Genomic DNA, 12,902 nt, shown 5'->3' with positions numbered 1-12,902 from the left:
TTTTTAAACCTATGGCCTAGTTGGCGATAGGTTTTTTACTTGTTAAAATAAAAATGACAAAAAAATGCTAAACTTTTTATTTAATTGTTGCATTTAGCTTTACATTTATTGTATTTGCTTTAAAATGGTTGTTATAGAAGATTCTAGGATTACTAGAATTATTGAAATGAGGTGTAAGATCATGGAAATGGAGCATATTAATGAAAACACGATTCGTGTCTTAATTGAAAATGCTGATTTGGAAGAAAGAGGAATTACTTTTCTGGATTTATTGGGCAACCATAAGCAAATTGAAAATTTCTTTTACAGCATTTTAGAAGAAGTTGATGTGGATGAACAATTCCATGAATCTGATGCAATTACGTTTCAGGTTTTACCAAATGGAAATGGGTTAGAATTATTTATTAGTAAAGGTGGCGCTTTAAGTGATCAACTGGATCTTTCAGCCTTACCTGAAAATTCAACTCCAGAAGATTTTACTGAATTTGTCAGAAAACAAGTTTTAACTGAAGAAGCGGAAGCGGATGAAATAGAAGCTTATTTAAGAAATCCAGATGCTTTAACAACCGAAATTGTTCTAAGAATGAATGAATTTGAAGATATGATTGCCTTATCAAAAATGATGTATTTAGATAACGCAGTTTCTAATTTATATTTTTATAACGGTAGCTACTTCCTACATTTGCTATTCTTTGTGGAAGAGATGACAGAAACGAGCGTCGATGATGAAATTGCAGTTGCACTTGAATTTTCAGAAGAAACATCAGTCACAGTGGATGTTTTAGGCGAATATGGAAAATTGATTATGGAACAAACAGCATTAGAATTAACGAGATACTATTTTAAATAGTAAAAAACCTTAAGCGTAATAGCTTGAGGTTTTTTTTTCGCGTATTTATCTGATTTTTACGAATAGTATATTAAAAGATAAAAAAGTGAGGGATAACGATGTTAATTGCTTTAGATAGTCAAAATCATTATGTACAAGCTGATTTAATCAAAGAAAAAAATATAAAAGGTTCTTTGTTCTGTCCAGGATGTCGACAACCAGTTTATTTAAAAAGAGGTAAAATTAAGATTCCACATTTTTCACATTATCAGGCATCTGATTGTTTTCTATTTTCAGAAGGAGAAACCTTAGAGCATTTGGCTGGAAAGCAAATGTTATCTCAATGGTTTACTCAGCAAGAAATTCCATGCATGTTGGAAGCATATTTGCCAAAATTAAAACAAAGACCCGATTTACTAATTTGGTTGGATCAAAAAATACCAGTGGCGATTGAATTTCAATGCAGCTTCATTAGTGAAGCAAACATGATCAAGCGCACTCAAAGTTATCAAAAAGCAGGTTATAAGGTTATTTGGATTTTAGGGAAACGTTTCAAATTAAAACGGAAATTAACGGCTCAACAACGGTTATTTTTATATTATCATAAGAATTTTAACTATCATCTTTTCTTCTTAGACACCAATCATCAAAAGCTACACATTTTTTACCATTTAATTCAATTTGAAAGGAATGAGCTATTAAAAAGTCGTAACTATCAAGTATCGTTAACGAATAAAAAAATAACGTTAAAAACAATAATCAATCATTTTGAAACACTAACCTATCAACCATACGTTGAATCGGAGGTAGCGCAAACTAAAGAATTACTCAAAAATCACCAATTTTTAATGAGAGCTCTACGCAATTCTCAATCTAAATTAATAGATTTTCAACGTGTTTTATATCAAGCGCACCATCACTTGTTGTTTCTTCCAATTGAGTTACACTTACCTATCGAGCAATCAGTCATTATTCAAATGCAAAATTGTCAATGGAAGTATCAAGTGGTGAGATGGCTAAGTAAAAAAGGAGAGAACCAGGTGTTTACAAGTAGAGAGTATGTGCAAAATATGATGATTCAGCTATTATTTTATCCTACGCCCTTAATAACAAAAAAAATTCAACAAAAGGAATTGATTCGTTATCTTTATTTTTTAGAAACACAACAAATTATTCATCAAATAGCACACCATCAATGGATAGTTTTAAAGAAGCTTGTGTTTTTTAATTCTGAAGAAGAAAAATTAATGGAATTAACTAAAAATACTGATTAAAGTTAAAAATAGGTCAAGAATCCAGCAAATTGTCTTTAAGTTATGGTAAAATTACAGTTAGATAAATTCTTGAGGAGGACACATCATGACAGAGACAAAAAAACTACCACTTCGCAATGAAGTTCCTGAAAATTTAACGTGGGATTTAGACGTTATCTTTAAATCAGATGAAGAGTTCAATCAAAATTATTTACTTTTGGAAGAAAAGTTAAAAAAAGTTGATCAAGTAAAAGGTAAAATTGGAATGAATTCTGATTTGTTTTTACAAGGAATTAACTTTTTGCTAGATGTATCTAATGATTTAGAGACGTTATATGTTTATGCGCATTTAAAAAATGATCAAGATACAAATAATGATACGTATCAAGGGATTTATGAACGTGCATCAGCACTTGCAACGAAAGTTAGCGAAAGTTTATCTTGGTTTGAGCCTGAAGTATTGGAAATTCCTCCTGAAAAATTAGAAAGCTTTTTTAAAGAAAATACAGAATTAAAACCGTACCAACATTTTATCAATCAGATGACTAGCGCTAGATCCCATGTCTTATCTTCAAATGAAGAGGCTTTACTGGCAGGAGCAGGGGAAATTTTTACGGCTTCCAGTCGGACGTTTAATGTATTGAATAATGCAGATATCAAGTTTCCAATTATAAAAGATGAGAACGGAGAAAATGTCCAACTATCTCATGGCGTTTATGGTCAATTAATGGAAAGTACAAATCGTGAAGTTCGTCAGTCTGCTTTTCAAAATTTGTCTAAAACCTATGCAGGCTTGAAAAATACATTTGCAAGTACGTTATCTTCTCATGTGAAATACCACAATTACAATGCTAAGGTGCATCATTATGATTCAGCAAGAGCTAAAGCATTAGCTGCAAACGACATCCCAGAAGCTGTTTACGATACTTTATTAGCAGTGGTTGATGAAAATTTACCTTTGCTGCACCGTTATGTAGCATTGCGTAAAGATGTATTAGATGTTGATACTCTGCATATGTATGATATGTACACACCTATCACAGGTGAAGCAACAATTAAATTTTCATATGATGAAGCAAAAAAGATGACCTTGGAAGCTTTAGCTCCTTTAGGAGAGGACTATTTGAAAATTGTCGAAGAAGCCTTTACTAACCGCTGGATTGATGTTGTTGAGAATGAAGGGAAACGTAGTGGTGCCTATTCATCAGGAGCCTATGAAACAAACCCTTATATTTTAATGAATTGGCACGACACATTAGATCAATTATTTACATTAGTTCATGAAATGGGGCATAGTGTTCATAGCTATTATACAAGGAAGAATCAACCTTATGTTTATGGAGATTATTCTATTTTCTTAGCAGAAATTGCGTCCACAACAAACGAAAATATTTTAACTGAGTATTTATTGGAAACTCAGACTGATCCCAAAATTCGTGCTTATGTATTAAATCATTATCTAGATGGATTCAAAGGAACTATTTTCCGTCAGACACAATTTGCTGAATTTGAACATTTTATTCACGAACAAGCAGCTAAGGGGATTCCATTGACAAGTGAATTTATGTCAGATTATTATGCCAAATTAAATGCACGTTATTACGGAGAAGCAGTTGAAAAAGATCCAGAGATTGCAGTAGAATGGGCGAGAATTCCACATTTTTATTACAATTATTATGTCTATCAATATGCAACCGGATTTTCAGCAGCCTCTGCTTTATCAGCGAAAATTTTAAATAAAGAAGAGCATGCTCTTGAAAAATATCTTAATTATTTAAAATCAGGAAGTAGTGATTTCCCAATCGAAGTGATGAAAAAAGCGGGTGTGGACATGACGAATAAAACATATATTGAAGAAGCAATGGCTGTGTTTGAAAGTCGATTGAATGAATTTGAATCTTTAATAAAAAATAAAAAATAAAAAAAGACGATTATCAAGTAACCTTGATAATCGTCTTTTTAAGAACCTAATACACGTAAATGATTTTCTGTAATCGTAGTAACCAAAGTATCTTGAGACATTATTTTTTTATGATTATCGCGAATTGAGCTGGATGAATCACACAGTTTGTTTACTAAATCTAACGAAATACATTCATTATCAAGAAGTAATCCGTAATCATCTGTTTGATTATCAAATAGAACTAAAGATGGTGTACATTGAATAGTCATCTCTCTTGCGATTTGTTGGTCTTTTTCATAGTCTCGTTTAGCGAAGTCTGATTGCTTGTCCTCTAAAAACATTTCAACATCTAATTGACTTTGTTGTGCAATTGTTTTTAGTAAGGTTTCGTTAAACACGCATTTATCTTCAACAATCGCTTTTTGCAAATTCATTAAAAAAGTGCGTCCTTTTTTCTTCCCTTGCATCAATGCAGCTTTGTATGCTAGACACGCACCATACGTATTATTACAAATTTCATTTCTCAAGTCTAAGTTTTTTTCAGGTAGCTGATGAAATCTCATGTAATTCGAAACTGTTTGAAGATTGTGAAACGGAATAAACCTAAAATGGACCTTTTTATCAGTTTTTGATTCTATAAAAGTTAATAACTCTTTTTCGGCTTGATAACATTTAGAACCTAACGGATTAATAAATAAATAGATTTCAATTATTTGTTTAAAGTCAGGAGTATTTGCTTTTGAGTTTTGGGGTTGTGTTCGCATAATTTTTCACCTTACCATTTTTATATTTTTGTATGGGTCACTTACGGGACGGTTTCTTTCAACAAATATACTTTACCAAAAAAAAATAAAAAAAAGTAATAAAAAACCTTGACTTTTGAATTGGAAAGAGTTTAGTTGTAACAAAATCGCCACAATTCAAATTTTATTGCGAAATATCAGGCATTATAGTTGGTGATTGGCTTCAATCATCCGAGCAATTTTATGTTTTGACGGACGAGTAGGAATAGCTTGATCGATTAAAAATTGTTGGAAGATTTTTTTACCTTCTTCATGATGAGCAGTTTCAAATTCTAATTCGTAATCTTCTTGATTGCAATAAACACTGTGATCTAAAACAAACAAGCCTTCTTTTGTTTTATGTTCGTAACGAGTAGTTGCTAAATTTCCTAGCAAGCGTAATTCATCCGGATTAATTCCTAGAGAAATTAATTTAGTATAAACAAAGCCAGAAGATTTAATCTTGCCTTGTTGAATCATTTTTTTACCTTCTTCTAATGTAAACGAATCTGTTGTTTCTAGTAGATCGTTTTCAAAGGGGGTTTTTAAGGTTAGTTCAGCATATTCAGGTAATAATCTAATTCTTAACCCAGCATGTTTCAATTTTAATTGCCAATCTGGAGTATCAAAGTAGCTATTAGATTGATAAAAAAAATCCTCCTCTTTTGCATGAAATAATTGAAGTAATTTTTTGTATTCGGATAATGTGATCATATTTTTAAATTCAATTTCGACTTGTTCACTCATTTAATCGGCCTCCTAAAAGTTTGTTCATCCTATTTTATCATATTTTTTGAATGAGATTGTGCTTTCAATACCCAAATTCTATCTTACATATGTTAAAATGGGTTGTATGCTTAAATTAAGTTAGAATGCTGAAGAATTTTAATTGAAAGATAAAGAAGGTATGATTTATGATAGAAAATTGGGATGAGTTTTTTGCGCCATATCAACAAGCTGTTGACGAATTAAAAGTAAAATTAAAAGGAATTCGAAAACAATTCAGGCAGGAAAGTTTACACACACCAATCGAATTTGTAACGGGTCGAGTGAAACCTAAAGATAGCATTTTAGCAAAAGCGAGATTACGAAACATTTCAATCGATCGTTTAGAAACGGATATGCAAGACATCGCTGGGCTAAGAATTATGTGCCAGTTTGTGGATGATATTCATGAAGTTGTGCGATTACTTCGCAATCGCCATGATATTCATATTATTGAAGAACGAGATTATATTACGAATAATAAGGAAAGTGGATATCGATCTTATCATGTTGTGTTAGAGTATCCCGTACAATTGATTGCTGGTGAAAAGAAAATTTTAGTTGAAATTCAAATTAGAACTTTATCAATGAATTTCTGGGCAACAATTGAACATTCCTTAAACTATAAATATCAAGGTGAATTTCCAGAAGACATCAATGTACGATTACAAAGAGCCGCAGAAGCTGCTTTTCAATTAGATGAAGAAATGTCCCAAATACGAGTAGAAATTCAAGAAGCACAGCGTTTATTCTCACACAATAAAGGGTATCAAGAAGAAAATGACAAAAAATAAACGACGGAGGTGGCAACTGTGCGAATTGCAATTATTCACAATCATAATAAAAAATCAGTTGCTGTTGCTCAGGAGTTAAGAGCGCTCTGTTTGAAGAATCGTTTAACATTAGAAGAAAAAAATCCTGATTTAGTCATTACGGTTGGTGGAGATGGCACATTGTTGTCAGCTTTTCATCGCTATGCTCACTTATTAGATCAAGTTCGATTTGTTGGAGTTCACACAGGACATTTAGGTTTTTATACGGACTGGCGAGATTTTGAATTAGAAGAGCTTGTTGAAAGTTTAGTGAAAGATCAAGGAGAAAGCGTAAGTTATCCGTTATTAGACGTTAAAGTTTCTTATCAAGATCAGGTGGAAGAGGCGCATTTTTTTGCTTTAAATGAATCAACTTTGAAACGTATCGATGGTACAATGGTGTGCGATGTTTATATTAAAGATGAGTGGTTTGAGCGTTTTAGAGGAGACGGAATGTGTGTTTCAACGCCAACAGGATCAACGGCCTATAATAAATCTGTTGGTGGAGCAGTTATTCATCCCCGCTTAGAAGCTATTCAATTAACGGAAATTGCTTCAATTAACAACCGAGTTTTCCGTACACTCAGTTCACCGATGATTGTCGCACCAAATGAATGGATTCAATTAAGACCTGCTTCAGAAGATGGTTTTATTTTAACCATTGATCAATTAACCTCATCAGAAAAAAATATTATTGCTATTAACTACCGAATTGCGAAAGAACGAATTCATTTTGCTCGTTATCGTCATACTCATTTCTGGAGTAGAGTAGAAGATGCATTTATTGGAGCGAAACATAGTCATGAAATTTAGTTGGATTTACCCGTTAAAAGAGTCTTATCAAGTGAAAACATTTTTACGTACGAAAGGTGTTTCAAGAGGTTTATTAGCCAAAGTGAAATTTCAAGGTGGAAAAATTACTGTCAATCACCAAGAAGTAAATGCTATTTTTTATTTAAAAGAAAATGATTTAGTAGAAATGACAGTGCCAGACGAAGAGGGCTACGAAACGACCTTTCCAGCAGAGCATCCTATTGACATTGTTTATGAAGATGAACACTATTTGATTGTTAATAAACCATACGGCGTCGTATCGATTCCTTCTCAAGTTCATCCTGAAGGAAGTATGGCAAATCGCGTTAAAGGGTATTATTGCCGACAAAATTATAAAGACCAAGTGGTTCATATTGTCACGCGTTTAGATCGTGATACGACGGGGTTGATGTTATTTGCAAAACATGGTTATGCCCACGCATTAATGGATAATGCTTTAAGAGAGCGAACGCTTTTAAAACACTATTCAGCTTTAGTAACAGGAAATGTAGCAAACGATCATGGGAAGATAGAGGCTCCTATTGGAAGACCTACAGATTCTATTATCAAAAGAATAGTGACACCGAATGGAAGAACGGCTTTAACAGAATATTGGGTAAAGGAGCGTTATCAAGAAGCAACTTTGGTAGATATTCAATTGCATACTGGCAGAACTCATCAAATTAGGGTTCATTTTGCCCATATAGGTCATCCTTTAGTAGGCGATGATCTATATGGTGGTGTCCATGATCAATGGCTAAGCCGTCAAGCACTCCATTGCCATGAGTTGCAATTTATTCATCCCTTTACAATGGAAAAAACGCTTGTAACAGCTCCTTATCCAATAGATATGCAGCAATGGACAGAAAATATGTCTATTACCAAAATGAATCATTAGAGAGGAGAAGTTTTTTTGAATGAAGCTCAGTTAGAAATAGAAGAACGTTTGGAAAGAATGAAAGAGTTATTAAATGCTGAAAATATGCCCGATTTCAGAGATGAGTTTTTAGCACTTCATTCCTATGAACAGGGTCAGGTCTATCTAGGTTTAACAAAAGAAGAACGTCAAAAAACGTATCACTATCTATCTCCTAATGAGTTAGGTGATATGTTTGAAGTAATTGAAGAAGATGAGGAATCAGTTGAAGAATATCTAAGAGAAATGAATCCTAATTATGCTGCGGATATGCTAGGCGCAATGTATGCTGATAATGCTGTTGATATTTTAAAACAATTAAATAAACATCAAGTTAAAGTCTATTTAGATTTAATGCCGGAAGAAAATGCGAGTGAAATTAAAGAATTGCTTCACTACGAAGATGAGACGGCTGGCTCTATTATGACGACGGAATTTGTTTCAATCGTTGCGAATCAAACCGTTCGTTCAGCAATGGCCATTTTAAAAAGTAAAGCACCAGAAGCAGAGACAATTTACTATATTTATGTCGTTGACAGTGAAGAGGTTTTAGTTGGGGTTATTTCATTAAGAGATTTAATTATTAATGAAGACGATCAATTGATTGCTGACTTAATGAGTGAACATCCAGTGGCAGTTAAAGTAACGGATGATCAAAATGATGTTGCAAAAACGATTCGAGATTATGATTTCTTAGCAGTACCCGTTGTTGACGAAGTTGATCACCTGTTAGGGATTATTACCGTTGATGATATTATCGATGTTATTGATGACGAAGCGACCAGTGATTATTCTGGTTTGGCTGGGGTCGATGTTGAGGAGACAACTGAAAATCCATTTATTGCGGCATCTAAACGATTGCCATGGTTAATTACGCTATTATTTTTAGGAATGAGCACAGCGTCACTCATTAGTCGCTATGAAGTGATGGTAAGTGATGCAAGCATTTTAGCAGTATTTATTTCGTTGATTACTGGGACAGCTGGAAATGCAGGGACGCAATCCTTAGCCGTTGCAGTTCGTAAGCTAGCAACACAAGATGACAGCAATACAAATTTTGGGAAAATGATTTTCAGTGAGATTATGACAGGACTCGTAACTGGACTCGTAACTGGAATCACAATCTTTGTGGTTGTTGGGATTTGGAAGCACAACTTTATTTTAGGTTTTGTCATCGGTATGGCGATGCTTTGTGCAATTACAGTGGCGAATTTAGCAGGAAGCTTGATTCCAATTTTAATGGATCGATTAGGTTTTGATCCTGCAGTAGCTAGCGGCCCCTTTATAACAACATTAAGTGATTTAACAAGTGTGTTGATTTATTTTAATATTGCGGCATTATTTATGTCTTATTTTGTAGGTCAATAATCAAAAGCAAAACAACTTTCTTCTAGGTGAAGTGAGTTGTTTTTTATAGAATTTAGTTGAATGAGGGATAAATGTGGCAACCAAACGAAAAAAAAATAAAAAATTAACAAAAAAACAACGATTTCAGTTAAAAGCATCTTTTGTTTTATTAGCAATGATTCTTTGTATCATGATTGGAGTTGTTATTGGACGAAATACAGATTCTAATGCGTCTTTAGTCGATAAAGTTGTTCAGTTACCTAATGAGCTAAAAGAAATGATTCTAAAAGAAACTGAGTATCAGCCAGTAGAAGTTCCTAAAAAAGAATCTACAAGTAGTAATGAAAATGCTATTTTTAGGTTTTTAGATATTGGACAAGGAGATGCTACGTTAATTCAAGCTTCAGATGGTACGACAATCTTAATGGATACAGGGCGATACGACGATAAAGAAAAACGAATCATAGATTATTTAAATCAATATGTTGGAACAGGTGGTAAAATTGATTTATTGATTTTTACTCATAATGATTCAGATCATATCGGAAATGGCGATTTGGTATTGAAATATTTTGATGTAAAAGAAGTTTGGATGAATGGCCACGACGCAACGACAAAGGTATACGAAAAATTACTGGATGCAATCGCTGAAAAGGATACGGCTTATTTTGAACCAAAAGCAGGATTAACAAAAGCTATCGGTCCATTTGAATTAGAAGTGTTTAATCCAACAGATGAAGCTAAAAGCAATCAAAATGATGATTCAATCATCACTAGAGTAACGATAGGAGAATTTAGTGGAATGTTTCCAGGAGATGCTGCTAAGCGCGTTGAAAAGCAATTGTTGGCGAATGGGAAATCACTAAGTTCAACCCTGCTTCATATTGGCCATCATGGGTCAAAAGAAAGCAGTAGTACCGATTGGTTAGCTGCTGTTAATCCAAAAGTTGCAATCTACTCAGCGGGACTTAACAATACCTATCATCATCCTAATATAGAAGCAATGGAGCGAATCAATGCATTAGGTATTCCGGTATACGGAACGGATATCAATGGAACGATTACGGTTTCAGTTGCCAAAGATGGAAGTTATACAGTAGAGCCAACAAAAAAATAAGGCAATGACTTGGAGGTTAATGAAATGAAAGTAGTCCTAGAAGAAATTGAAAACTCAATTGCTCGCTTAATTCCAGACAATGGACAAAGTCCAATGTATGTATTGGAAAATGAACTTCCTAAAGAAGTGCAAGTAGGGGACGTTTTAGAGTTAACCTACCAGCGAATTGATGGGAAACTTATTAAAAGTATTCAACGTTTAGAGAATGAAAAAGAAGGACGTTTAAAGAAAATGAAAGAAAAAAGAGAAGCTTTATTAAATCGAACAAAAAAATAAAAAAAGATTTCAGCAATGTTGTAGTGACCCCAAAAAGTTAGACTTTTTATAGAGTGGATTTTTCCACTCTATTTTTTATGCAGTTTTTTGATTGAACTGTCGAAACTCTACTGGACTTTTCCAGTTAAGTTTTTCTTTGATTCGATGATTATTATAATAATAAATATAGTTTTCAATTGCTCGTCTTAACTCATTTTGACTCCGATAGATTTTGCCATAATACAATTCTTGCTTTAGAATACTGAAGAAATTCTCCATAGGAGAATTATCTAAACAGGTTCCTTTCCGAGACATACTTTGAAAGATACGGTTGTCCTTTAATGTTTGTACATAGGTGTTCATTTGATAAGCCCAGCCTTGATCAGAGTGGAAGGTGCGGCGATAGGGACAATCATTTGTTTGAGAAATTGCTTCTGCTAACCCTGCCGTAACTGTTTCACCGTTTGGTTGAGTAGAAAGGCTGTAGCTTAGAATTTCACTGTTATACATATCCATAAACGGATCTAAATATAGTTTTTTCTGTCGAAGAATGCCCGCGTCATCTGCTTCATAGTATTTAAATTCAGTTGTATCCGTCGTGATTTTTTGATGAGAGACCGAAGTGTTGAATCTTCGATGAATCAAGTTTTTAGCTACTTTCCCAACGGTTCCCTTATATGAATTATATTTCCTAGATTTCTTGGTGAATGCTTTGACTTGTAACTGTAGCTTTTGAATTAATCGCTGTACTTTCTTTTTATTTACTTGGTATCCACGTCGTTTTAATTCTTGTGTCATTCTTCTATAGCCATAATGTTGATGTTCTTTACGAATCGCTTGAATTTCTTCTTCAATCATTTGTGTTGAAGTTGTTCTGTCGAGGCTTTTTTGCCAGTACATGTAAGTGGATTTTGGAAACCTTAGGGTTTCCAGAATATCTTTTAATCGAAAGTATCCTCGGAGGCTGTGAATGATTCGCGCGATTCGTTCATTTTTTGTTCGTCCTCTAAACGCAGCCTCCTCAATTCTTTTAAATAGGCGTTCTCAATTTTTAACATTCTATTTTCTTTTTCTAGTTTATCTAATTGAGATTGTTCACTTGGTAATGGCTGGATTTCATTTCGTTTTTTCTTAGACATTGTAGGTGGACGTCCTTTCTGTTTAGAGAGTCCATCTATACCAAGCTTACGATAGGTTTTAAGCCAATTCGCAATCAATGGTGGATTGTTCATTTTGAGAAGATTGGCTACTTCTTGATAGGACAACTCTGTAGTTAAATACAACTCTATCGCATCTAACTTAAATTGAACAGAGTAATTCCTACATTTCCGACTACGAAGTAGTCCTTCTTCACCCAATTCATTATACGCATGGATCCACTTTCTTATTTGAGTGTTACAATTAAATCCATATTTTTTTGCTAAGCAATTTATTCCTCTTTTTTCTTCAAGATGCTCTTGAACAATTTTTAATTTGAATTCTAAACTATATTTTGCCATACAAAAAGACCTCCAAAAGTTAGATTTTTGGGTCTAACTTTTGGGGGTCGGCTCAATGTTGCTGAAATCTTTTTTTTATATAAGTTCTTTTTTCATCATATGATGAGGAATTCCAGCGTCTAAAAAACCTTCTCCGTATGTGTGATAGCCTAATTTTTCATAAAAACCAATAGCTTGATCTTGCGCGCCTAAAATTAAAGTGTTCTTTTGATTTTCTTTGGCAAAACGTTCAATTTCTTTCATTAATTGTTGTCCTAATTGCTGTCCACGGTAGGTGTTGGAAACCGCAACTCGCTGAACTTTAAATTCTGTGGCTGTAACAGGGTATAAGCGTGCAGTAGCAACAGCTTTTTCATTGAGGTATCCTGTTACATGAAATGTTTGATCTTCTAAATCATCTATTTCAATTGATAAGTCTACTTGCTGTTCTTCAACAAAAACTTTTTTGCGAATTGTCAAAGCATCTTGATACGTAGTTGATTGTAAATCGGTTGTCCATATAAAGTTCAAATTTATCACTCCTATGTTATAATATAAAAACGAACACATCAATTTAAAGTTGATGGTTTTCATACTAGAGTAGCATAAAATAAGTGCTCTGCCAATTATTT

12 protein-coding genes and 1 pseudogene are annotated in these 12,902 nt (G+C 33.5%); 9 read left to right on the top strand and 4 right to left on the bottom strand.

The annotated features are described in order from the left end of the window. The first annotated feature begins 181 nt into the window (after nt 1-181). The 3 genes from AC07SW_RS10570 to pepF all read left to right on the top strand — a co-directional run bounded on the left by AC07SW_RS10570 (nt 182) and on the right by pepF (nt 4,003). Nucleotides 182-850, top strand: coding sequence for an adaptor protein MecA (locus tag AC07SW_RS10570; protein ID WP_034570390.1), 669 nt, complete (start codon nt 182-184; stop codon nt 848-850). A 98-nt stretch (nt 851-948) separates the two neighbouring features. Continuing rightward, a complete protein-coding gene (locus AC07SW_RS10565) occupies nt 949-2,103 on the top strand; it encodes a competence protein CoiA (protein ID WP_119907876.1) in 1,155 nt (384 codons plus the stop codon). Between the two features lie 85 nt (nt 2,104-2,188). Beyond that, on the top strand, nt 2,189-4,003 hold the full coding sequence (pepF, locus tag AC07SW_RS10560) for an oligoendopeptidase F (RefSeq protein ID WP_034570388.1): 1,815 nt from the start codon (nt 2,189-2,191) through the stop codon (nt 4,001-4,003). Between the two features lie 38 nt (nt 4,004-4,041). On the opposite strand, the gene AC07SW_RS10555 is transcribed toward pepF, so the two are convergent. Both AC07SW_RS10555 and AC07SW_RS10550 read right to left on the bottom strand, forming a co-directional pair. Then, on the bottom strand, nt 4,042-4,749 hold the full coding sequence (locus AC07SW_RS10555) for a DsbA family protein (protein WP_034570385.1): 708 nt from the start codon (nt 4,747-4,749) through the stop codon (nt 4,042-4,044). A 183-nt stretch (nt 4,750-4,932) separates the two neighbouring features. Then, entirely contained in the window at nt 4,933-5,514 is a 582-nt protein-coding gene (locus AC07SW_RS10550) for a CYTH domain-containing protein (protein ID WP_034570383.1), read from the bottom strand. Between the two features lie 167 nt (nt 5,515-5,681). On the opposite strand from AC07SW_RS10550, the gene yjbM reads away from it, so the two are divergent. The 6 genes from yjbM to AC07SW_RS10520 all read left to right on the top strand — a co-directional run bounded on the left by yjbM (nt 5,682) and on the right by AC07SW_RS10520 (nt 10,813). Further along, nucleotides 5,682-6,326 carry a GTP diphosphokinase gene (yjbM, locus tag AC07SW_RS10545; RefSeq protein WP_135018332.1) on the top strand — a complete coding sequence of 215 codons (645 nt, stop codon included), beginning with the start codon at nt 5,682-5,684 and terminating at the stop codon, nt 6,324-6,326. Nucleotides 6,327-6,344: 18 nt separating this feature from the next. Next, nucleotides 6,345-7,157: an NAD kinase gene (locus tag AC07SW_RS10540; RefSeq protein WP_034570378.1), complete on the top strand. Its 813-nt coding sequence runs from the start codon at nt 6,345-6,347 to the stop codon at nt 7,155-7,157. After that, nucleotides 7,147-8,055, top strand: coding sequence for an RluA family pseudouridine synthase (locus AC07SW_RS10535; protein WP_034570376.1), 909 nt, complete (start codon nt 7,147-7,149; stop codon nt 8,053-8,055). The genes AC07SW_RS10540 and AC07SW_RS10535 overlap by 11 nt, the downstream gene beginning before the upstream one ends. A gap of 15 nt (nt 8,056-8,070) precedes the next feature. Further along, nucleotides 8,071-9,441, top strand: coding sequence for a magnesium transporter (gene mgtE / locus AC07SW_RS10530; protein WP_034570375.1), 1,371 nt, complete (start codon nt 8,071-8,073; stop codon nt 9,439-9,441). Nucleotides 9,442-9,514: 73 nt separating this feature from the next. Then, entirely contained in the window at nt 9,515-10,537 is a 1,023-nt protein-coding gene (locus AC07SW_RS10525) for a ComEC/Rec2 family competence protein (RefSeq protein ID WP_238328678.1), read from the top strand. 24 nt (nt 10,538-10,561) lie between these two features. Beyond that, complete coding sequence (locus tag AC07SW_RS10520; RefSeq protein ID WP_119907878.1) at nt 10,562-10,813, top strand: DUF3006 family protein; 252 nt, start codon at nt 10,562-10,564, stop codon at nt 10,811-10,813. A 75-nt stretch (nt 10,814-10,888) separates the two neighbouring features. On the opposite strand, the pseudogene AC07SW_RS10515 reads toward AC07SW_RS10520, so the two are convergent. Together AC07SW_RS10515 and AC07SW_RS10510 are read right to left on the bottom strand one after the other, a co-directional pair. Continuing rightward, nucleotides 10,889-12,291, bottom strand: a pseudogene (locus AC07SW_RS10515) (IS3 family transposase). Between the two features lie 75 nt (nt 12,292-12,366). Further along, nucleotides 12,367-12,801 carry a GNAT family N-acetyltransferase gene (locus tag AC07SW_RS10510; RefSeq protein ID WP_494632846.1) on the bottom strand — a complete coding sequence of 145 codons (435 nt, stop codon included), beginning with the start codon at nt 12,799-12,801 and terminating at the stop codon, nt 12,367-12,369. Nucleotides 12,802-12,902: the final 101 nt, after the last annotated feature.

The organism is Carnobacterium sp. GW821-FHT04C06 (genome assembly GCF_059420345.1).
Note: the sequence above shows the minus strand (reverse complement) of the source record. Positions and strands in the feature narration are given on the sequence as shown.

Bases quoted from the DNA above. Each gene is read 5' to 3' on its own strand.
- AC07SW_RS10570 (WP_034570390.1), top strand. From the start codon at position 182: ATGGAAATGGAGCATATTAATGAAAACACGATTCGTGTCTTAATTGAA.
- AC07SW_RS10565 (WP_119907876.1), top strand. From the start codon at position 949: ATGTTAATTGCTTTAGATAGTCAAAATCATTATGTACAAGCTGATTTA.
- pepF (WP_034570388.1), top strand. From the start codon at position 2,189: ATGACAGAGACAAAAAAACTACCACTTCGCAATGAAGTTCCTGAAAAT.
- AC07SW_RS10555 (WP_034570385.1), bottom strand. From the start codon at position 4,749: ATGCGAACACAACCCCAAAACTCAAAAGCAAATACTCCTGACTTTAAA.
- AC07SW_RS10550 (WP_034570383.1), bottom strand. From the start codon at position 5,514: ATGAGTGAACAAGTCGAAATTGAATTTAAAAATATGATCACATTATCC.
- yjbM (WP_135018332.1), top strand. From the start codon at position 5,682: ATGATAGAAAATTGGGATGAGTTTTTTGCGCCATATCAACAAGCTGTT.
- AC07SW_RS10535 (WP_034570376.1), top strand. From the start codon at position 7,147: ATGAAATTTAGTTGGATTTACCCGTTAAAAGAGTCTTATCAAGTGAAA.
- AC07SW_RS10520 (WP_119907878.1), top strand. From the start codon at position 10,562: ATGAAAGTAGTCCTAGAAGAAATTGAAAACTCAATTGCTCGCTTAATT.